This is a genomic window from Alteromonas algae, assembly GCF_049117195.1.
GTDB lineage: Bacteria > Pseudomonadota > Gammaproteobacteria > Enterobacterales > Alteromonadaceae > Alteromonas.
In genome coordinates this window covers 2,451,754-2,472,300 of sequence record NZ_CP185260.1, presented here as the reverse complement: position 1 = coordinate 2,472,300, position 20,547 = coordinate 2,451,754, and the positions used below count along the sequence as shown (strand labels likewise).

The following is a 20,547-nucleotide window of genomic DNA, read 5'->3' as shown; positions in this document are numbered from 1 at the left end:
CAAGCGTTTTACGTCCTTTTAAGTAACTTGTTAGCAGTACTAGTTGCCCCAGCATAGATACGCCATGTCCTTGATTTCTTCTTTAAATTGAACTGCGCTGATTTCGAATGGCCCCTCTGGAGCAGGATCATAAGCATCACAGCTAGTGAACATTCGATCAAGAATTCGACCTAGTCGAGGGTCACATTCGTTTAGAACACCTGAGTCCCGAGTTTCACGCCACAGGTTCATAAATGAAGTCATAAATTGATCAGCAGACACTTTGTTCTCAATAAAGCTCTCAACTAATACTTTAAACTCATCTTCCACCGTTTGGCGACTCCCTTGTACTGCTAACGCTAAGCTTTGGGGCGCTAGCACGTGGGCTAAAATCCGAGCGAAGCGAGCCAGCCCACGTGTTAGCGTCCCAGCGACCGAAGGGAGTGCCAACAGCGTTTTGTTAGGCGTACAAAGGAGCGTACGCAGCTTTGCTGCCACCACTAGCCAAATAGACCGCGTGTTTAAATAATTGATTTTAAGATAAAACAACCCTGTGCGAAAAGCCAGATGTTAACGACAATGCAGGATAAATGAGCGAGTTTAGAAAGCTGGTGACGTGAAATTGTGGCGTTGCGATACTGATTAAAAGTGCGTTGCTAAAGTCGCTTAAACAGCAATATTTGCTAGCCGCAAAGACAACCTAGCGAAACAACCTTGATGCTGGAATGTCACGTTTGAACCCACATTTTAATGCTGTAAGTAAATGACGCCTAACTTCCAAATATGGGGCGCAAACACGTGTGCAATAATGGCGAAGCCGCGCACGTGTTTGCGTCCCAGCGAGCGGCAGCGAGTGACATAATTTGTTTGTTATAAGCCACTGTTAAAACTGCCTTGTTTAGATTTTTTATAGTTTAACCACATTGTAACGGAAAGAACAAAGCCACCGAGCAGTATGAGAAGAGCGTTATTGGTTTGTGTTGACTGAAGTACTGGCAAAAACGTGTTGAGCCATAATGGAAAAAAGAAAGCAAAAGGAATGACTACACAAATAAAAGCAGCAAAAAAGAAATAGCAGAGTGCATTGTTGGCTAGCCCTGATGGCGTTGGCCAGCCGAAGCGAAGGTTTAACGACTTGTGGCCTTTAACCAACAAGTTTAATGCAGCCAAATATAGGGCCACGCCTATTATAAAAAAGAATATTTTCATGGCCTTAATCTGGCTTATAACAACTTAGTGTGCGGAAAAAATCCTGTATGCAACATGGAAACTTTCCGTTTTTCCTTTTGTAATATTTTATAACTTACAAGAAAACTGCTTTAAAACAAAGTGTTAAATTATGAAAGTACTACCGTAAGCAATAATTACGGAATACTTCCTTTTTATTTTCCTTACCCCACAAAAATACAGTATCCAAAAACTGTGCTGTAATTTTTTACTCATTTTACGGGCTTTTTTATTTTCTTTGGTTTAACCATGCCAGCCACTTCGCGCGCTTTAACTGTGGCGTTACGCTTTTTGTGTCTAAGTAATAAAGGGGCAGGGAACACGGTTGGAAATACGGCGCACAATACGATGGATATCAGCCCTAATCTTAACCATATTGCGGCAACGTGCGTGCTGTAAAGCGGCAAAAGTTTTCCGTTTTATAAGCGGTGCTTTACATTCATAGCGCCTGTTGGCAATTGCTACGCCTTCAAAAAAAACTAAAACGGGGGCTTGTGCCTTGCTACAGCGGCGTATTCAGGTTTTTGTGTGTTATTAACCGTGTGCTGTTCTTGTTGGTGCAAAAATTGCAAATTCATACGCAAACACACATACGCCGGCGTAACACTATGCCACGTAATATGTTCGTTGTTACCACGCGCGTAGCGCTACAATGGCAACCATTATAAGGGCGTTGTAGGCGCAATAAGTGCAATAATTATTCGGATCAACATCATGTCTCGTTTTAAAAAGACACTAGCTTTATTACTTGTTACCGCCGGTTTTTTGTCGGGGTGTTCGTCATCGCAAAACACCAACGACCAGCTTTCTCAATCGCAGCTTGATACGGTACCGGCCCTTGGGAATGTGGAATACCACACGTATTTGCTAGCTAACGAGCTGTTCGCCGACGTAAGGCCTGCAAGGCAGTCGCGCTATGCGGTAGTTGGCTTTGTGCCAGTAGACAGCATGAAATACAACGCTGACCATCAGCACCCGCTAATGTTATTAGGCCACCAGTTAGAGCAGGGGCTAATTACAGAAGCAACGAAGCGCGGATATAGCACTCAAGAATTTAAGCTTTCAAACGATATAATAGTAAATGATACAAGCGACAGAATTTTAACGCGTGATATCGACCAGCTATCTAACATTGAACGGGTCGATTTTTACATTACGGGCACTATGGTATACCAGCAGTCTGGTGCCATGGTGAACGCGCGCATTGTTAACGCACGTAATAAAAATGTAGTAGCAGCCGCAACGCGCTTTTTTCCGGCAGAGCTATTTTGGGAAGAAGAACAAGTCACAACACGTGGCGGCATGCTCTATCGCACGCAAGGTATGAGGTAACGGGATGAAAAAATTAAACAACGCCATAGCATTAGTAGTAGCTGCGTCGTTATCGACATTAAGCGGTTGCGCAATGATGGCAGGCGATGAAGAAGTTGCCGCTGCCGAGCCAATGCGCCCAGCAATGAATGTTATTGATATCACCGCGCAAGACCGCTCGCCGTCGATGATGAAAAAAGCCGATGATGATGAACCCGTAAGCCAAGGTATGGACGCGTACGGCGCTATTGGCCAGCCTCCGCTGTATTCTAGCGTGCAAGGTGCGTATAAAGGTCGCCCGCTTACCAAACACATTGGCGATTATGTGAAAAACATGACGCAAGACCTTATTGCCAACATGGAATACGTAAACGAAAAAACGCCAATTGGTATTACGCATTTCGCACTGCTCGATACCGACTTGCAGCAAACCGATTTACTAGGCCGTCAAATGGCCGAGTCTTTTCTTCACGAACTGCATAAGTTTCGTGTACCGGTAATAGACTTTAAAGCCACCGAATATATTCGTATTACGGAAGCGGGCGACTTTGTATTAAGTAGAGATTATTTAGAGCTTAGCAGCAGTTTACCCATCGAATATGTATTAACCGGCACCATGACCAAGCACCAAGGCGGCGTGCTGGTAAACGCACGTATTTTAGGGATGGAGTCGAGGGCCGTTGTTGCCAGTGCACAAATGCTAGTGCCGTTTTACGTGGTTGACGCGCTTATCCCAAGTGACGGTAGCCAGCAAAACGGTATGCGCGACGGTGTAAAGTTAAGCCGAGGGTAGCAGTATGAATTTCCGCTTACTAGTAAGCCTGGTTGCGATAGCCTCTTTCACGTTATCAGGGTGCACCAATACCGCCTCGATGGGGTCGTTTTGGCTAGGTGACGACGGCGCTATTACGCACGACGCCGAGCCCGTTCAAGTGCCAAATCGCTCAGGGTTGGTGTATACGCCCGATTCTCGCGACCGCCAGTATCAGCAGCATGTTGCAGTTGAGCCGGGCTATAAAGACCCTATGCACAACGGGTTTTTTCCTACTCAAACGCACAAACGTTTGAACGACTATGCGTCGCAATTGGCCATGGAGTTAATGGACAACGCAACCCGTTTAACCCATCAAGATATGGTTGGGGTGGCTAGTTTCGTGCGCCTTAATCATACGTTAGACGATGCGCCCATTTTAGGTAACCAGTTATCTGAATACCTCATTGCGGAATTACAAGATTTTGGCCTAGCCATTGTCGACTTTAAGCTTGCCGGAGGCATTACCGTAACGCCTATTGGCGATTTTGTATTTACTCGTCAGGGTGAGCGGTTGGCAAAACAGGTTGAAATGGACCATGTGGTTACCGGCACCATTATCGAAGACGACAGAGGGGTTCGCGTGAATGCGCGTATTGTGTCGCTTCAAAATAAGCAAGTTGTTGCCAGTGCCAATGTTTATATACCGGCCTTTATTGTTATGGACTTGAACAAAATCGATAGCCAACAAGCCAACGCGTTTTAACCCCTTATCTGCACTAAATAAAACGCCGAGTTAATGCTAATTAACTCGGCGTTTTGCGTTGTGTGCTGTTCTCTTTTGCTGCGCGCCAGTATGCCTGCTACGCGTTGTCTTCAAACAGCCCGCGAATGGCGTCTCTTGTCATAAACCGCGACGTATTAAGCGCGTTGCTAAGGGTATTTTCAACGGGCAAGGGTTCGTGACATAAGCTACTGACTAGCAGTTCGGCCATTAATGGCGAGGTAGTCAGCCCACGCGAGCCTAAACAGGCTAGGGTACTTACGGGCGTATTAGGCAGCGTAGGCGCGGTGGCTAGTGGTTTGCCTAACCCCAACATGGCGTAATTGGCTTTTAGTGCTTTAAAATCGTCTAACATGCCCACTACCGGGTGATGATCGGGCGAGCCTAAGCGAATGGCTGCTCTGGCCGTGCCATCGTGTTGTAGCGTGCTAATGATGTCGGTTTTAGACAGCGCTTGTTCGTGCATGGCCAAGTTGTCTTGCGTTTCTTCTGCGCGCACTTGGGTTGCTAAATCGTCTTTTACGTAGGTAGACCCTAGCGCATGACGCCCGTGCAATGCAGGTGTCATATAGCCCTTATGGCATAGTACCGTGGTTAACTGTGATATTGGCGCTTGCGTGGCAATGGCTTCTACTTGCCCGCGTACCGGCCTAAGCGGCATAGCACTGAACGCGTGGGTATTAACCGCGCCTGCACCGGTGGCTAAAATAAGGTGGTCTGCTTGTATCGACGAACCGTTTTCAAACGACACCGTTACCTGTGGCGAGGTATCTACGTCATGCAGACGGTGGTCGGCGTACGTATGGGCAGGGAACAAGGTTACGTCTCCGCACTGCTTTGCGCGCGCAATCAGTGCCCTAACCAGTTGTGGCGGAGAAATCCACCCACCTTTTTTCATAAATAAGCCAGGGTAGGGCAGCGACAGGCTGGCAATATCAGACGCTTGCGCTGGCGTAACATAATCAATCAGTTCAGTTGGCCATACGTTGGCGTCTGACAGTTTTTTATGTCGCGCTAACGACTTATCATTAAAGCTTAGTTGCAATACGCCACAAAAGTCGTGGTCAACATGTTCAGTGTGCGTAAACAACTGTTGATAACAATGGGCCGCGTAAAGAAAACCGTGTGCTTGAATTTTGCTGGCAATGCTTGCTTCACTGTGAAGCTGGGGGTAAAAGCCACCTTGTGGGTTGCCCGACGCACCTGTCGCTAAGGTGTCTTCATCAAAACAAAGTGATACACGAATGCCGCGTTTTACCAGTGAAAGCACGGTGGTTGCAGCGGCAAGCCCCGAGCCCACCACAACCACATGGCTGTCGGTATTAAGTGGCGTTCTATGATAGCGATAGTAGGGCCCTTCTGCGGCGCGAAGACGTTGGTTGGTATTGGGCGACTCGACATCAAACGTGCCGGTGATCATGTCCCGCTTTCTACCAAACCCTTTGCGTTTTTTAATAGTGAAGCCTACCGCGGCTAGCCCACGCTTTACGATGCCTGCCGCCGTGAACGTACCAAACGTTGTGTCGTGCTTGGAAAGCCTCGCCATTTGAGAAAACAGGGCGTCTGTCCACATGTCTGGGTTTTTACTGGGGGCAAAACCATCTAAGAACCACGCATCTACTAGCCCATCGGTAGGGGTAGGCCACTGCGGAAGTAAGGTATGTACATCACCAATCCATAAGTCGAGCGTGGTATTGTGCTCGTCGAAGTGAATACGGTGGCAACCTTCAAGGTGCATAGGGTAACGTTCGCCTAATGCCTTTGCCTCTTCACAAAGCGAAGGGAACGCCTTTAGCGCTTGTTGCATATCGGCATGGGGAAGCGGGAATTTTTCAGTGCTAATAAAGTGCAACCGAGTTAAACAGTGCGACGGGTGCTGCGCTTTAAATTGTGCAAACGCCCGCATGGCCACTAAAAAGTTAAGCCCGGTACCAAACCCTGTTTCAGCAATCACAAACACAGGGTGTTGCCAGTCGGCCCACCGTTCAAGTAAGTCATTTCCATTAATAAACACGTGTTCAGTTTCATTAATGCCGCTGTCGTTTGAAAAATAAACGTCATCAAAATGGTCGGCAACGGGTGTACCGTTTTCGTTAAAATGAACTTTGGCTTGTTGTGATTTCACTATTATTGCTGCTCTTAAACTGCCATTACTGGTTGCGTTAATATGAAGTACGGTGCGCGGCTATTGTACATGGTTACCGCGTGTGAGTGGCACCTTGATATCGCGCAATATTCGTTAAGCTTTTGTGAACTTACTTAATTGCACTGGCATGTGATCATACCTTTCGTGTTACATTGTGAAAAGTAAGGAAATAGATGACGAGTATTACTATCAATCGAACAATAACAAAGATGTGGCCCACAAAGTTCGTGCATCTCATGCAAAGCAGACCACTTCGTCATTTAAAATCATTACCATAAGCCGCATCAACGCAAAGGGTAAACTATGAGAAGAGCAGTTATCACCGGTCTTGGCATTGTCTCAAGTATCGGCGCAAATAAAAATGACGTACTTGCTTCATTAAAAGCAGGGAAGTCGGGTATCACGTTTTCTGACCAATTCGCAGAAATGGGCCTTCGTAGCCAAGTTTGGGGCAACATCGATATCGACCTAAAAGAGCATATCGATAGAAAGGCAATGCGGTTCATGGGCGATGCGGCTGCTTACGCGTATGTTGCAATGCAACAGGCTATCGACGATTCAGGCTTAGAAGAATCTGACATTTCTAACGATCGCACGGGCATTATTGCAGGGTCTGGTGGGGCATCATCAGAAAACCAAGTATTGTCGGCAGACATTTTGCGCGAAAAAGGCGTTAAGCGCGTAGGGCCGTATATGGTGCCACGTTGTATGGCGTCTACCGTTTCAGCCTGTTTAGCCACGCCGTTTAAAATTCGCGGTGTTAACTATTCTATTGCGTCTGCATGCGCAACCAGTGCGCACTGCATTGGTAACGCGTTAGAGCTTATTCAGTTAGGCAAGCAAGACGTTGTGTTTGCCGGTGGCGGTGAAGAACTACATTGGTCGCTATCAAGCCAGTTCGATGCCATGGGCGCACTAAGCTCGAAGTACAACGACAATCCATCAGTGGCTTCGCGTACCTATGACGCAGCACGCGACGGCTTTGTTAGTTCTGGCGGCGGCGGTATGGTTGTTGTTGAAGAACTAGAACACGCACTTGCACGCGGCGCTAAAATTTACGGTGAAGTAGTAGGTTACGGTGCAACGTCTGACGGGTTTGATATGGTAGCCCCTTCTGGTGAAGGCGCCATTCGTTGTATGAAGATGGCAATGCAAAACGTAGAAGGGCCAATCGATTACCTAAATACTCACGGTACGTCTACCCCTGTTGGCGATGTCAAAGAGCTAGCCGCTATTCAAGAGGTATTCGGACAGTCTGGCGTGCCCATCAGTGCTACAAAATCACTTACCGGTCATGCGCTTGGTGCAGCTGGGGTGAATGAAGCCATATACAGCATGTTGATGATGGAAAATAATTTCATTGCGCCGTCTATCAACATCGACACACTTGACGACGCCGCGGCGGGTTTGGATATTGTTACCGAAACCCGCAACGCCGAGTTAAACACAATTATGTCGAACAGCTTTGGTTTTGGTGGCACTAACGCGACCTTGGTTATCCAAAAATACAAAGGCTAGTTGCCGTTATTTAAACCAAATGAGTTTGTGAAAACGCTGCCAATGGCAGCGTTTTTTGTTTCTGCCATATAACGCAATGTTTTATGCTTTATAAGCGGCTTACTGCCCCTCAACACACATGTTTACATTTATCATTATTGCCTTAGTACCTGATAACTTGAGAAATAGGAAATCTGTCATATGCTTGTTTTGTAATATTACAAAAATGTAAAAACAATAATCAAAACAGGAAACACTATGAGCGGTTTGAAATTAGTTCGTCAATTAACATACGTTGCAGCACTAACAACAATGGGGTTTGTGGGCGCTGCTAGCGCACAAGAACAAACGTATTCGACAGAGGCTTATTGCCTACTGCAAAAAGAAAATGTAGATACCCGTTATCTTGCGGCGTACGCCGATAAATTGGGCTTAGTGCCTTCACGTAAAACCTGTCGGTCGTTTTTAGACTTTGCCGAGTCTGTTACGCCGAAAGAATGGAATTACCCTCAAGGGCGCCCGTATCCGGGAAGCGTTATTCGCCTATCCCCTGACCAACTTAAGCGAATTCGCAGTTCGAAAGAAAAGTAGGCACATATAGCGCACTGCGTATACTGCAGTGCGCTACGTATTCTCTCAGTATCGTTTTCATTATTGCCTAGCTTGCCAAGGGGTTTACGCGTTAGTGCTTAACAGTGAAAACAGCGCAGATGGGTTGGGTACCGTAATTTTTCCGTAATGCAGCGAAACAAGCCCATCACGTTGCAGGTCGCGTAATATTTGGTTCACGGTTTGCCGGCTACTATTAATCATCTGCGCCAGTGATTCTTGCGAAAGCGTTAGGGTGATAGAGGCATCTTGCGGTAAGTGCTGCCCATAGCTGGTTGCAAGCATCAGTAAACGTCGAACCAGTTGATGCGTTAGCGATAATCCAGCGGTAGAGTCGATAAATTGAAAGGCGCTTCTTACTCGCGAACACAGCAGGGTAGTAAAATGCCGATACAGTTCTGGGTGTTTAGCAAGCAGTGCCGTAAACGATGCCTTAGGAATAATGCCTACTTTGCTGTTTCCCTCGCTGTAATTGTCATGCGTACGGGGCAGGTTATCGAATAATGAAATCTCACCAAACCATGTTCCTGGCCCTAACAAGGCAAACAACATTTCTTTACCATCATACCCTGGCGTTACTACGCGTAATCGGCCTTCAATAACGCCGTAAAACCCCACGCCGTCCTCGCCTTTTGCATGAAGCTGCTGACCTGGCTTTAAATGCTTCACCCGCACTTTATCAAGTAGCGCGTCTTGCAAGTGTTGCTCAATAGCGGCAAACCACGTAGAGCTGGCTAAACTAGAAAGGTCTTCCATATTAACAAATTTCTTACAATGTCGTATTTACGACAGTGTACCGATGATTTTGCCAGTAAGGTAGAGAAAACTAAGTGTGGAGAGTGTAATGACTGAATCAGTAAAACAACAAGTATCAGAAGCCGAATGGCAAACCCGTGTCGATTTGGCTGCCTGCTACCGGGCAGTGGCTATGTATGGCTGGGATGACCTTATTTTTACGCATATTTCTGCACGTGTACCGGGGCCAGACCACCATTTTCTAATCAACCCTTACGGCATGATGTTCGACGAAGTAACGGCGTCTAGCTTGGTAAAAGTCGATTTGCACGGTAATAAAGTGATGGAAAGTGATTACGATATCAATCCAGCAGGGTTTACAATCCACAGCGCCGTACATGAAGCAAGAGATGATGCGAAGTGTGTGATGCATCTTCATACCACTGAAGGGGTAGCCGTATCTACATTAGAAGACGGGTTACAAGCGTACTCGCAACAATCTTTGTTTCCCTTAGCGTCGCTGTCTTACCATGCTTATGAAGGGGTTGCGCTTAATCCAGATGAAAAAGCACGATTAGTACGAGACTTAGGCGAAACTCAGTTTATGATTTTGCGTAATCATGGTCTGCTTACCTGCGCAGACACTATTTCTGATGCATTTCTTTTTATGTTCATCATGCAGCGCGCCTGCGAAATTCAGTTGAAAGCACAAGCAACGGGGCAGCCTATGATCCCCATTCATTCGGCTATTTTAGCGGGCATTCGTGCACAAGCCTCTGAAGTAACTAAGCAAGCAGGTGGTGCGCTGGCATGGCCTGGCATAAAGCGCCGGGTTGAGCGTCGTTTCCCCGGTTTCGATGCGTAAAATAAAAAAATACGCTGCAAGATAAGGGGAAGATAACCCCCCCGTAATATATTGTGGTGCTAAGGTTACTAATTGCCAATATTGGGGTAAACTTAGCACCATGAAAATACTCTTCGAAGACACAATTCCATTCGGATATGAATACTTAAGCGAATTGGCTGATGTAACACGCTATGCGTGGCAGTCGCTTACCCCAGAAGATGTCGCAGATGCCGACATTATGGCGATTCGTTCTACGACCAAAATAAATGCTGCGTTATTGAGTAACGCGTCGTCGCTGTCGTTTGTGACAACCGCCACGTCGGGTACGAACCATATCGACGGACGCTATTTAAATGAGAGTGGAATTGCGTGGGATGATGCAGGCGGGTGTAATGCCGTTGCCGTTGCAGAGTATGTACTAAGTACGCTATTTAATGCTCACCTTGCCCAAAAACTGTCGTTGCCTAACGTTACGGTAGGCATTGTTGGTGCAGGCCATGTAGGGAGTGCGCTAAGCGCGCGGCTACTTGCCCTTGGCATTAACGTAAAGCTGTGCGACCCCCCTCTACAGGCGGCAGGCGATAAACGGGATTTCTGTTCGTTTGAAGAAATTCTAAAGTGCGACGTTATTACGCTTCATGTGCCGTTTGTGCCGTCAGGCCCTCACGCTACCGGCAACTTAATCAATGAACAGGTTCTGGCCTCGTTAACAAGTAGTCAGCTGCTTATTAATGCATGTCGCGGTGAGGTTATCGACGAGGCCGCATTGCTTGCCAGGCTTAAACAAGGTAATGCGCCCACCGTGGTACTTGACGTATTCAACAACGAACCGTCAATAAACCTCGATTTGCTAACGCATTGCTGGCTGGTTACCCCTCACATTGCAGGGCATTCAGTAGAAGGGAAGGTGCGCGGTACGCAAATTATTTATGAGCAAATCGCCACGCGGCTAGGTAAACCGATTACAAAAAGCCTCAACGACTTTTTAGACACGCTTCCAGAAAAAGCGGTGGCGTTCTCTGCTACCTCATCACAAATGGTAGATATTAATGATATCGCTCAGCTGTTTCTTAGTGTTTATAATATTGCCGACGATGACAAAAAAATGAGAGAAGCACTAGCTTCTGCCGACATTGATGTGGCCAGCACATTTGCTTCATTGCGCAAGAAGTATCGTATTAGACGAGAATGCACCGCATACACACTTAAAACGGCGTCGGAACTGTCGGTGCCGTCGCTGCAAACACTTATGCAATTAGGGTTTGGCTTTGTTGGCCATACCGTATAATTGCGGTTAACAACGAATTATCAGTAAAAGGAGTACACCATACTATGTCACAAGCCTTTGATGTTGCCGTATTAGGAGCAACAGGTTTAGTAGGCCAAACAATGATTGAACTACTCGCCGAGCGCGGTTTCCCAATCAACCGTCTGTATCCACTGGCCAGTAAGCGTTCAGCAGGCACTACCGTTTCATTTAAGGGCGAAGAGATAGAAGTACTTGATGCAGATGACTTTGATTGGTCGTTAGTGCAATTTGGTTTTTTCTCAGCAGGTGGCAGCATCTCTGAGCAATACGCGCCGCTTGCGGCAAGTGAAGGGTGTATTGTTATCGATAACACCTCACACTATCGTTATGACCCCGATATTCCGTTAGTCGTGCCAGAAGTAAACGCGCACGATTTAGCTGATTTTCGAAACCGCAATATTATCGCGAACCCCAACTGCTCAACCATTCAAATGATGGTAGCGCTTAAGCCTATTCAAGATGCCGTTGGTATAGATCGTATTAACGTGGCTACCTACCAGTCTGTTTCGGGGGCGGGCAAAAATGCAATGGAAGAATTGGCGAAACAAACTGCTGGGCTGCTTAATGCAAGAGAAGTAAAGCCAGATGCATTCAGCCGCCAAATTGCGTTTAACGTTATTCCGCAAATTGATGATTTTCAAGATAACGACTATACCAAAGAAGAAATGAAAATGGTGTGGGAAACACAGAAAATCATGGGCGACGACAGTATATTAGTCAATGCAACGGCGGTACGTGTACCTGTTTTTTACGGGCATGCCGAGGCAATACACTTAGAAACGCGTTCGCCAATTGACGCTGAACAGGTAAAGCAGTTACTCGCCGACGCACCGGGCGTTACCGTGTATGAAGGCGCTGAGCAATTCCCGACACAAGTATCAAGTGCCAGTGGTAACGATATGGTGCACGTAGGGCGTATTAGAAACGATATTACGCACCCATGTGGCCTGAATTTATGGGTAGTGTCTGACAATATTCGTAAGGGTGCTGCCACTAATAGCATTCAAATTGCAGAGACATTGATTAAAGATTATTTGTAAAATTAGGGTATAACACCTGCAAAAGTGGCCAGATAGGTAAACATTTTTATCTGGCCGCCGATAACAAAATATAACGATATTCAACAAATACATAGTGCTAGCTAGATTGCCTACGTTAACTGGTTTATAGTTTTGTTAATACAGTATGTAAGCAATGTGTGGCGAGGCGCTTATAAAGTAGGGTATTGTTGCAGGTCAGCGACATATAAAACGTAACACTGCGCTGGTTTTGCTTATACATTTATGAGCAATTCCATACGATAAGAATAAGGTTTTGCACCGCGTAATTATAAAGATAGTGCACAAACTATGAAGGCCTACGTGCAAGTAGGAATGACGCTTGAGGGCATATAGGAACGCTATGAAACTGCATTTGACGGGCTTACTTCTTCTGACGTTTTTTTTGTCAGCCCCCCATTTTAATGTCCATGCTCAGGAAACCGCTACGCAGTTAAGAGGCCCTAAAGACGCCACGACGCAATTTTCTGGTCTGGAATATGGCCCAATAGATTCTCAAGATACGTTATGGCGTATTGCTGACCGCTACAGACAAAACAATAATTTATCTGTTTATCAGGTCATGGCCGCAATTTATGAATTAAACCCCGACGCGTTCGAAAACGGTAACCTGAATTTACTGGTAAACGGTGCAGTATTAAAACTTCCCTCTGAACGGTATATCGCGCGAATAGACGCAGAAAAAGCGCGGATGCGCGCAGAGCAAGACGACAGACGTTTTGCCGAAATTGCTAATGAACCTGGCGCCAGTGTGCGCAATATAAAGCCCGCTTCACCGCTTGTTAATCAAAACGACCTTAGCGAAACACAAAACAACATAGAACAAAAAATTACGCGCCTAGACGCTGAACAAACTCGTCAGTTTGATGAGTTACGAATGCAGTTTTCTGCTTCGTTAGACAACGTTCAGGCGTTACTTAATGAAAATAAAAAATTATACGACAGAGTAGACGCCGTAAATACCGAGCTTGAAAACCTACGTAATCAAGTGGAAGGCGATGTAAGCGCACAACTAGACATGCAGGTTGCACTGCAACAAGAACTGCTTGATATGATCAAAGCCGATCAGGCTGCCCGTGAAGTAGAGAATGATCAATCTATATTAAAAGCACTGACCAGCCCAATGAGTATGATTATTGGCTCAAGTATTCTTACATTATTACTTGTAGGTGGGCTTATTGCTTGGTTGTTGAAACGCAAGCCATCGGATGCGCCACAGCCTGCGCCAGTGCAAGAAACTAGCGACACTGTACCTATTCCAGATAGTGACATTGATGACCTTTCTTCCACGATGGTGCCCGACCTCGATGACGGTGGCGACTTATCCGATGATGAACTGTTTAACGACGACGAGCTTCTTGACGATGTTCTCACCTCTGAACTCGATGACGATTTAGACAGCGAGTTAGAATCGTTCACCGATTTAGACGACGACATGTTAGTACCCGGCGATGACTCTGATGATTTATTTGAGTCAGGCGCTGATGAGCTTGACCAAAGTGACTTAGACAGCTTATTCGATGACGACGATTTGTCAGACAGCGTGCTATCCAGTGATGAGGAAAGTGATTTAGAAGGGTTCGATTTATCGAGCGACGATGATGAAGACATTTTAAGCGAGTTTGAAGGCGACACTGATGCCGATGATGCGCCAGAGGCCGATGCGAGTGCTGATGATGTGCAGCCTGCAGATGCCGACGCCAGTAGCGACAGCACCGACGTTGATGATTTTGATATTGACGATATTCTCAATGATGTCCAGTCGGCCGAAGCCGCGCCCGCTGAGGCGCAAGAAGATGAAGCGCCTTCACTACCCAGTGTTGAAGATGAAGACGACACACCTGAAATTGATATTGATGATTTATTGGAAGCCAATAGCGCAGAGCCAACGCTGACCGATGAGCTCGACAGCAAAGATGATCTTATCGATGAGGATATGCTTGAGAAGCTTGATGATGAAATTAATGAACAGAATCAAGAGCTAAACAGAATAACAGACGATTTGCTTAACGAAATCGAGCAAATTGAAATGATGGGCGGGTTAGGTGAAGAGTCGTTAGATGATGAAGATGACGATGAAGTATCTACGGGCTCGGCGTCACCACAGTCGATCCAAAGCTTAGACGATATTGTCGATGACCTCGATGAGATAGACGTTGACGACATTGAGAATGCCGACGACTTTTCAGACCCATTATCTGATGATTTGATTGCTGAGCTTCAAGCTGAAGATGAAGAAATCATTGATAACGAAGACGACGCGTTAAGCGGTGACGCCACGTTCGACGAGGACGTCGACGACCCGTTAACCGACGAATTGCTCTCAGAACTTGAGGCTGAGCTAGAGCCAGAAAGCGAGACAGACGAAGCACTAAGCGAAGATGGAAGTGAAGGTGAAAGCGAAGCCGAAGCAGACGACGCGGAAGACTTAGACGACCCGTTAACCGACGAATTACTCTCAGAACTTGAGGCCGAACTAGAGCCAGTAAGCGAGCCAGACGCAGCACTAAGCGAAGATGGAAATGAAGGTGAAAGCGAAGCCGAAACAGACGACGCGGAAGACTTAGACGACCCGTTAACCGACGAATTGCTCTCAGAGCTTGAGGCTGAGCTAGAGCCAGAAAGCGAGACAGAGGAAGCACTAAGCGAAGATGGAAGTGAAGGTGAAAGCGAAGCCGAAACAGACGAAGCGGAAACAGACGACGCGGAAGACTTAGACGACCCGTTTACCGACGAATTACTCTCAGAGCTTGAGGCCGAACTAGAGTCAGAAAGCGAAACAGACGCAGCGCCAGAGGCTGAATTAGAACCTGAAGCGGAAGCAGAAAGCGAGCTTGATGCTGATTCAGAAACGGAATCTGAAGCTCCTGAAGAAGCTCCTGAAGAGGAAGCGCCAGAAACCGCTGAAGAAGATGCCACACAAGACGCCACACAAGACGCGACTGATGATGAGCTTAGCTCTGAAGACGACATAGATGACGCGTTAGCTGAAGAATTAATGGCTGAGCTTGATGCCGAGCTAGCAGCAGAGCCAGATATTGAGCTAGAAGCTGAACCAGAAAGCGAGCTTAATGCTGAGGAAGAAACGGAATCTGAAGCTCCTGAAGAAGTTCCTGAAGAGGAAGCCCTAGAAACCGCTGAAGAAGATGCTGCACAAGATGCCACACAAGACGCTACGGAAGATGCGACTGATGATGAGCTTACTTCTGAAGACGACATAGATGACGCGTTAGCTGAAGAATTAATGGCTGAGCTTGATGCCGAGCTAGCAGCAGAGCCGGACATTGAGTTAGAGCCCCAGGTAGAGCCCGAGCCTGAAGCTGAGCTAACGCCTGAAACTGAAAATGCTGATGAGCCAGATTTGACGCCAGAGCAGGCTGAAGACGCCGACGATGCGCTTGCCGCCGATGAGGATGTAGATAGCGCAGAAGAGGTTGCTGCGCCGGATGCTCAGCAAAATGATGAAAACACTGACACACACAGCGCGCTAGAAACTGACAGCCCAGACCCGCTTGATGACGCGCTCGAAGCGTTCGACAAACAAATGATGGACGACATCCCGTCATTTGGCGAAGTAGACGAGACATCTTTGAACGAGAGCAGCGACGCTCAGGAAGACGATGGCGACGCCGATGAGAATGACTTTGATGACAGCATACTTGATAGTGCGTTTGACGACGTCGATGACTTTTCATTAGCGCAAGAGGTAGATGGTGTTGAGCCAGACGCAGAAGCCCAGCCCTCACAGCCCAAGAGTGATAAAGAAAGCGCTGAGTCTGGTGACGATATCAGCGAACTGGAAGATGTGCCTGGGTTAGACGACTGGTTATCGGGGCATGAAAATGATGATATCGACGAAGATGAAATCTTCAACGAGCTAGAAGGCGCAGAGTTCGATGAGCTCCTCGAGTCCATCGACGCTGACAGTGAAGACGTTTCGCTACCGATTGAAGGTGAAGATAGCGACATGGTTGAGGGTAGCCAAGATAGTGCTCCTGAGCCAGTATCAGATGACGCAGACGCGCCGTCGATGAAGCTAGATAACCCTGATTTAGACTTAGAAGCGTTATTAAGCGATGTTGCACCAACAGAAGCTGGAAGCGATGATAAAGTTGCGCCAGAGGACTTCCTTGATGTTGACGCGCTTATTAACGACGGCGACGATGAAAACGATATAGATCCCGATGATGCCGAGCTTGATTTAGATGTAAGTCTTTCTGACTTTACCGGCGTAAGCGATGATGACGATGTCATCGACATTGATAAAGATGCAGGTCAAAACGCAAACCTCGATTTAGCACGTGTATACATTGAAATGGATGATGCTGATTCTGCAAAAGAACTGCTTGAAGAAGTGATGACGTTAGGCAGTGACGAGCAGAAAAAAGAAGCGGATGAAATTTTGAAGTCGATAGGGTAATTGCAACTTGTTTTATGTGCGACTAAACTTACCGACTTTTCATTTCGAGGGTAAGTAGACCATGGGGCGAATTGCCTTAGGCGTTGAGTATGATGGGGCGGCCGTTTTTGGATGGCAACGCCAACGAGAAGTGCCCAGCGTACAGGAACATCTTGAAAAGGCACTGTCTATCGTTGCCAACACTACTATTGAAGTTCAGTGCGCTGGCCGCACTGATGCAGGTGTTCATGCAACAGGCCAAGTTGTACATTTTGATTGCGACATTGAGCGTCCGGCACGCGCCTGGACGTTAGGTGTTAACGCCAATCTTCCTGATTCTGTTGCCGTAACCTGGGTAAAAGAGGTTGATAGTGAGTTTCATGCTCGCTTTTCAGCCACGCACCGTCGCTACCGTTACGTGATTCATAATGACAGAATGCGCCCCGCTATTTTGCATAATGGAGTGACGCACGAACACCGTCACCTCGACGAAGCCAAAATGCACGAAGCAGCGCAAGCGCTTCTCGGCGAACAAGATTTTACCTCGTTTCGCGCATCGCTATGCCAAAGTAAAACCCCATTTCGTAACGTAACCGATGTGAGTGTTTATCGCTACGGGCGTTATGTTGTTCTTGATATCAAAGCCAATGCTTTTCTTCACCATATGGTGCGAAATATTACCGGTTCGCTATTAGATATTGGGGCAGGCGAGCAACCTGTTGAATGGATTGCCGAGTTACTTACGCTAAAAGATAGAAGCAAAGCGGCGGCCACAGCAAAACCAAATGGGCTGTATCTTGTCGATGTCACGTACCCTGAACACTTTAATTTGCCAACGCACGCGCTTGGTCCGTTGTTTTTGCCTGAATAATAGACAGCGCGCATAGGGTATGTGAGCCTGCGAACGCACGTCAGCGTTCGCATACCAACTTCTTAGACCAGTTTTGTTTTTTCCATTTTCCTGTATTGTGGTCTAATAGCGCGCTATATTAAGTGGTTATACTGTTATGTCGCGCTTTTTAATTGGCATTTCGGGCAGTAACTCAGACATTCATGCAGTACTGGTAATAAGGTCGAACTAAAAACACCGCCAGTGCGCTAAAAAACAAGGGATTCATTTTTCATGAGCTGGATTCAAAAAATTCTTCCGCGTACGCAAACATCGACGAAAGGCAACGTGCCTGAAGGTATATGGACAAAGTGTGGTTCTTGCCAGTCGGTGCTTTATAAAAGTGAATTAGAAAAACTACAAGAAGTATGTCCTAAATGTGATCATCACATGCGTATTACGGCTCGCCGACGCATTGACGCTTTTTTAGATGAAGGCGATCGCGTGGAATTAGGCGCAGAGCATGAACCTCAAGATATTCTGAAGTTTAAAGATTCTAAACGCTATAAAGACCGTATTGTTGCGGCGCAAAAATCGACGAATGAAAAAGACGCATTGGTTGTTATGCAAGGCAAGCTGAAAGGTATGCCTGTGGTGGTGGCGTGTTTCGAGTTTGCCTTTATGGGCGGGTCGATGGCATCAGTAGTGGGCGCGCGTTTTGTGGCGGCCGTTAATGCGTGTTTAGAACACAATATGCCGTTAATTTGCTTTTCAGCAAGCGGTGGCGCGCGTATGCAAGAAGCACTTATGTCGCTTATGCAAATGGCGAAAACCTCTGCAGCACTTGCGAAAATGAGCAAAAAAGGCCTGCCGTATATTTCGGTACTAACCGACCCTACGATGGGTGGTGTGTCGGCGAGCTTGGCCATGCTAGGTGATGTGAACGTTGCAGAGCCAAAAGCACTTATCGGTTTTGCCGGTCCGCGCGTAATTGAGCAAACCGTGCGTGAAAAGTTACCTGAAGGTTTTCAACGCAGTGAATTTCTGGTTGAAAAGGGCGCTATTGATATGATTGTTGACCGCAGAGATATGCGTGATAGATTACACGGCTTGTTAACCAAGCTGCATCATAAGAATAAGTGACTATAAAACATAATAACGAAAGTGGCCCTGAGCAACGTTCTCTGGGCCAATGGCTCGATTACCTTGAGTCTATTCACCCTACCTCTATCGACATGGGCCTGGACAGAGTAAACGCTGTTGCAGACAATATGTCTTTGCACCTCGACCATGCGCTCGTTATCACCGTTGCTGGCACAAACGGTAAAGGCACCACCTGTTGTTTTCTTGAGCAAGCGTTAATTGGCCAAGGCAAGTCGGTTGCTGTATATAGTTCTCCTCATTTATTGACGTATCGCGAGCGCGTTCGGTTAAACGGCGAACTGGCGCAAGAAAGTGCATTTTGTGACGCGTTTGAAGCGATTGAGCAAAGCCGTGGCGATATAAGCCTCACGTACTTTGAGTTCAGTACCCTAGCTGCGATAAAAATGATGCAAGAATGGCAGGTTGACGTCGCGATTTTAGAAGTTGGGTTAGGGGGGCGGCTTGATGCCACCAACATTATCGACCCAGACTTATCGGTTATCACGACTATCGATTTAGACCATCAAGATTGGCTGGGTAATACTCGTGAGAAAATAGCACGAGAGAAAGCCGGTATCTTGCGGGCCAACGGCAAAGCAGTTATTGGCGACCTTTATCCTCCTGCGTCGCTTTACGATGCTGCTAAAACACTGAACGCCAACGCAATATGGGCAACGCAAGATTTTCTATACGGCCAAGACAGTGACAATGGCACGTGGTCTTGGAAGGGGCGTCAGCATGCATTTTCAGCGCTGCCGACACCGAATATTCCGGTTCAGAACGCCTCTACAGCCTTGGCAGCACTTGAATGCATTGATATGCTCCCAGATAACGATGCCTTGGTAGATATACTTAAGCGTATTCAGATGCCTGGTCGCCAACAAAAAATCAGCGAATCGCCATTAGTGGTGGTTGATGTTGCGCATAACCCACAAGCAACGGCTGCCATGGCGGCATGGTTAGCACATTATGATGCAACCAAAATACGTGCGGTCGTTGGCATGTTAAAAGATAAATCGATTGTTGAAACCCTGTCTAATCTGTCATCATTACCTGCACAGTGGTATACCGCCACTACGCAAGGCCCGCGAGGCTGTGATGCTGCGGTGCTTAGTGATGCGCTGACACAGGTAGGGGTTGATGCTAACGCCATTGTTACATGCGACAGCGTGAGACAAGCTTATGCTAACGCACGTGAAGATTACAAAGACGGAGAACTCATTTTAGTTTTCGGTTCCTTTGTTACCGTTGCTGACGTACTGGAATAATTACAATATAAGTCCTTGTAGACAGGAGAGTAATGTGACATCGGCCTTAAAGAACAGACTAGTGGGCACCATAATTGTTGTGGCGCTAGCGGTCATTTTCTTACCCGACTTTTTAAATGGCAAGAAAGAAACTAATAAAGAACCTTTTGTTTCGGTTCCTACTCCGCCACAGAAAAAGCCAATAGTAGAGCCAGAGCCTTTCCCATCAGAGCGAGTCGCTAATGCGTCGCAGCGCCCTGTTGAGATCACCAACGACGTTGCGCTAGACGACGTGCCTGAAACTCGCACCATTGTTGAAGCAGAGGTGGCAGTAAACGACACCATCACTGAAGTAGACAAAGATGCCGATGACTTAGCGAATCAAACGGTGGTTGATGCGCCTGCCACCGCTGAAGATGACGCGGGATGGGTTATTCAACTAGGCAGCTTTAGGCATGAAAAAAATGTAAAAGGCCTATTATCCAAATTGGAAAAAGCAGGGTATCGTGCATTCAGCCGTCGTATTCAAACAAGCTCTGGGCCTTTGAATAAAGTATTTGTTGGCCCTGATCTCGATAAAAAGAAACTTGAAGCAGCACTGCCTCATTTAAAAGAGCTAACGGATTTGCGCGGTAAAGTGACAACGTTCAAGGTGGGGTAATGTTTACACATTGCA

At 46.9% G+C, this 20,547-nt stretch carries 17 protein-coding genes; 13 read left to right on the top strand and 4 right to left on the bottom strand.

The window, feature by feature from the left end; genetic code table 11:
- Positions 1 to 39: 39 nt before the first annotated feature.
- Together ACOJRU_RS11060 and ACOJRU_RS11055 are read right to left on the bottom strand one after the other, a co-directional pair.
- Positions 40 to 360: a colicin immunity domain-containing protein gene (locus tag ACOJRU_RS11060; protein ID WP_421131803.1), complete on the bottom strand. Its 321-nt coding sequence runs from the start codon at positions 358 to 360 to the stop codon at positions 40 to 42.
- A 489-nt stretch (positions 361 to 849) separates the two neighbouring features.
- Positions 850 to 1,149: a hypothetical protein gene (locus ACOJRU_RS11055; protein ID WP_148291021.1), complete on the bottom strand. Its 300-nt coding sequence runs from the start codon at positions 1,147 to 1,149 to the stop codon at positions 850 to 852.
- A gap of 771 nt (positions 1,150 to 1,920) precedes the next feature.
- On the opposite strand from ACOJRU_RS11055, the gene ACOJRU_RS11050 reads away from it, so the two are divergent.
- The 3 genes from ACOJRU_RS11050 to ACOJRU_RS11040 are packed head-to-tail and all read left to right on the top strand — an operon-like array spanning position 1,921 to position 4,034.
- Positions 1,921 to 2,538, top strand: a complete 618-nt coding sequence (locus ACOJRU_RS11050) for a FlgO family outer membrane protein (RefSeq protein ID WP_421131802.1) — start codon at positions 1,921 to 1,923, stop codon at positions 2,536 to 2,538.
- Positions 2,539 to 2,542: 4 nt separating this feature from the next.
- Positions 2,543 to 3,310, top strand: a complete 768-nt coding sequence (locus ACOJRU_RS11045) for a FlgO family outer membrane protein (RefSeq protein WP_421131801.1) — start codon at positions 2,543 to 2,545, stop codon at positions 3,308 to 3,310.
- 4 nt (positions 3,311 to 3,314) lie between these two features.
- Positions 3,315 to 4,034, top strand: coding sequence for a FlgO family outer membrane protein (locus ACOJRU_RS11040; protein WP_421131800.1), 720 nt, complete (start codon positions 3,315 to 3,317; stop codon positions 4,032 to 4,034).
- Between the two features lie 97 nt (positions 4,035 to 4,131).
- Here the strand turns inward: ACOJRU_RS11040 and mnmC are convergent, their stop codons facing one another.
- Positions 4,132 to 6,177 (bottom strand): bifunctional tRNA (5-methylaminomethyl-2-thiouridine)(34)-methyltransferase MnmD/FAD-dependent 5-carboxymethylaminomethyl-2-thiouridine(34) oxidoreductase MnmC, encoded by a 2,046-nt coding sequence (gene mnmC / locus ACOJRU_RS11035; RefSeq protein ID WP_421131799.1) that lies wholly within the window; start codon positions 6,175 to 6,177, stop codon positions 4,132 to 4,134.
- 324 nt (positions 6,178 to 6,501) lie between these two features.
- On the opposite strand from mnmC, the gene fabB reads away from it, so the two are divergent.
- Positions 6,502 to 7,716, top strand: coding sequence for a beta-ketoacyl-ACP synthase I (gene fabB, locus ACOJRU_RS11030; RefSeq protein ID WP_421131798.1), 1,215 nt, complete (start codon positions 6,502 to 6,504; stop codon positions 7,714 to 7,716).
- Positions 7,717 to 7,953: 237 nt separating this feature from the next.
- The gene (locus tag ACOJRU_RS11025; RefSeq protein WP_421131797.1) at positions 7,954 to 8,286 is read left to right on the top strand and encodes a hypothetical protein; all 333 of its coding nucleotides are present in this window, start codon (positions 7,954 to 7,956) and stop codon (positions 8,284 to 8,286) included.
- A gap of 84 nt (positions 8,287 to 8,370) precedes the next feature.
- On the opposite strand, the gene ACOJRU_RS11020 is transcribed toward ACOJRU_RS11025, so the two are convergent.
- Positions 8,371 to 9,060, bottom strand: coding sequence for a Crp/Fnr family transcriptional regulator (locus ACOJRU_RS11020; protein WP_421131796.1), 690 nt, complete (start codon positions 9,058 to 9,060; stop codon positions 8,371 to 8,373).
- Positions 9,061 to 9,148: 88 nt separating this feature from the next.
- Between ACOJRU_RS11020 and ACOJRU_RS11015 the strand changes: the two genes are divergently transcribed.
- The 8 genes from ACOJRU_RS11015 to ACOJRU_RS10980 all read left to right on the top strand — a co-directional run bounded on the left by ACOJRU_RS11015 (position 9,149) and on the right by ACOJRU_RS10980 (position 20,532).
- Positions 9,149 to 9,904, top strand: coding sequence for a class II aldolase/adducin family protein (locus ACOJRU_RS11015; protein WP_421131795.1), 756 nt, complete (start codon positions 9,149 to 9,151; stop codon positions 9,902 to 9,904).
- Positions 9,905 to 10,004: 100 nt separating this feature from the next.
- The gene (locus ACOJRU_RS11010) at positions 10,005 to 11,174 is read left to right on the top strand and encodes a 4-phosphoerythronate dehydrogenase (protein ID WP_421131794.1); all 1,170 of its coding nucleotides are present in this window, start codon (positions 10,005 to 10,007) and stop codon (positions 11,172 to 11,174) included.
- A gap of 44 nt (positions 11,175 to 11,218) precedes the next feature.
- The gene (locus ACOJRU_RS11005; RefSeq protein ID WP_421131793.1) at positions 11,219 to 12,235 is read left to right on the top strand and encodes an aspartate-semialdehyde dehydrogenase; all 1,017 of its coding nucleotides are present in this window, start codon (positions 11,219 to 11,221) and stop codon (positions 12,233 to 12,235) included.
- A 361-nt stretch (positions 12,236 to 12,596) separates the two neighbouring features.
- Positions 12,597 to 16,673: a FimV/HubP family polar landmark protein gene (locus tag ACOJRU_RS11000; protein WP_421131792.1), complete on the top strand. Its 4,077-nt coding sequence runs from the start codon at positions 12,597 to 12,599 to the stop codon at positions 16,671 to 16,673.
- Between the two features lie 61 nt (positions 16,674 to 16,734).
- Positions 16,735 to 17,523, top strand: coding sequence for a tRNA pseudouridine(38-40) synthase TruA (gene truA / locus ACOJRU_RS10995; protein WP_421131791.1), 789 nt, complete (start codon positions 16,735 to 16,737; stop codon positions 17,521 to 17,523).
- Between the two features lie 252 nt (positions 17,524 to 17,775).
- Entirely contained in the window at positions 17,776 to 18,624 is an 849-nt protein-coding gene (gene accD / locus ACOJRU_RS10990; RefSeq protein WP_421131790.1) for an acetyl-CoA carboxylase, carboxyltransferase subunit beta, read from the top strand.
- Positions 18,621 to 19,892: a bifunctional tetrahydrofolate synthase/dihydrofolate synthase gene (gene folC / locus ACOJRU_RS10985; protein ID WP_421131789.1), complete on the top strand. Its 1,272-nt coding sequence runs from the start codon at positions 18,621 to 18,623 to the stop codon at positions 19,890 to 19,892. Before accD ends, folC begins: the two co-directional genes overlap by 4 nt.
- A gap of 34 nt (positions 19,893 to 19,926) precedes the next feature.
- Positions 19,927 to 20,532, top strand: a complete 606-nt coding sequence (locus tag ACOJRU_RS10980) for an SPOR domain-containing protein (RefSeq protein ID WP_421131788.1) — start codon at positions 19,927 to 19,929, stop codon at positions 20,530 to 20,532.
- The last annotated feature ends 15 nt before the right edge of the window (positions 20,533 to 20,547 follow it).

Coding starts and splice junctions, on each gene's coding strand:
- ACOJRU_RS11040 (WP_421131800.1), top strand. CDS start 3,315: ATGAATTTCCGCTTACTAGTAAGCCTGGTTGCGATAGCCTCTTTCACG.
- accD (WP_421131790.1), top strand. CDS start 17,776: ATGAGCTGGATTCAAAAAATTCTTCCGCGTACGCAAACATCGACGAAA.
- ACOJRU_RS11025 (WP_421131797.1), top strand. CDS start 7,954: ATGAGCGGTTTGAAATTAGTTCGTCAATTAACATACGTTGCAGCACTA.
- ACOJRU_RS11020 (WP_421131796.1), bottom strand. CDS start 9,060: ATGGAAGACCTTTCTAGTTTAGCCAGCTCTACGTGGTTTGCCGCTATT.
- ACOJRU_RS11015 (WP_421131795.1), top strand. CDS start 9,149: ATGACTGAATCAGTAAAACAACAAGTATCAGAAGCCGAATGGCAAACC.
- truA (WP_421131791.1), top strand. CDS start 16,735: ATGGGGCGAATTGCCTTAGGCGTTGAGTATGATGGGGCGGCCGTTTTT.
- fabB (WP_421131798.1), top strand. CDS start 6,502: ATGAGAAGAGCAGTTATCACCGGTCTTGGCATTGTCTCAAGTATCGGC.
- ACOJRU_RS11010 (WP_421131794.1), top strand. CDS start 10,005: ATGAAAATACTCTTCGAAGACACAATTCCATTCGGATATGAATACTTA.
- ACOJRU_RS11005 (WP_421131793.1), top strand. CDS start 11,219: ATGTCACAAGCCTTTGATGTTGCCGTATTAGGAGCAACAGGTTTAGTA.
- ACOJRU_RS11045 (WP_421131801.1), top strand. CDS start 2,543: ATGAAAAAATTAAACAACGCCATAGCATTAGTAGTAGCTGCGTCGTTA.
- ACOJRU_RS11000 (WP_421131792.1), top strand. CDS start 12,597: ATGAAACTGCATTTGACGGGCTTACTTCTTCTGACGTTTTTTTTGTCA.
- ACOJRU_RS11050 (WP_421131802.1), top strand. CDS start 1,921: ATGTCTCGTTTTAAAAAGACACTAGCTTTATTACTTGTTACCGCCGGT.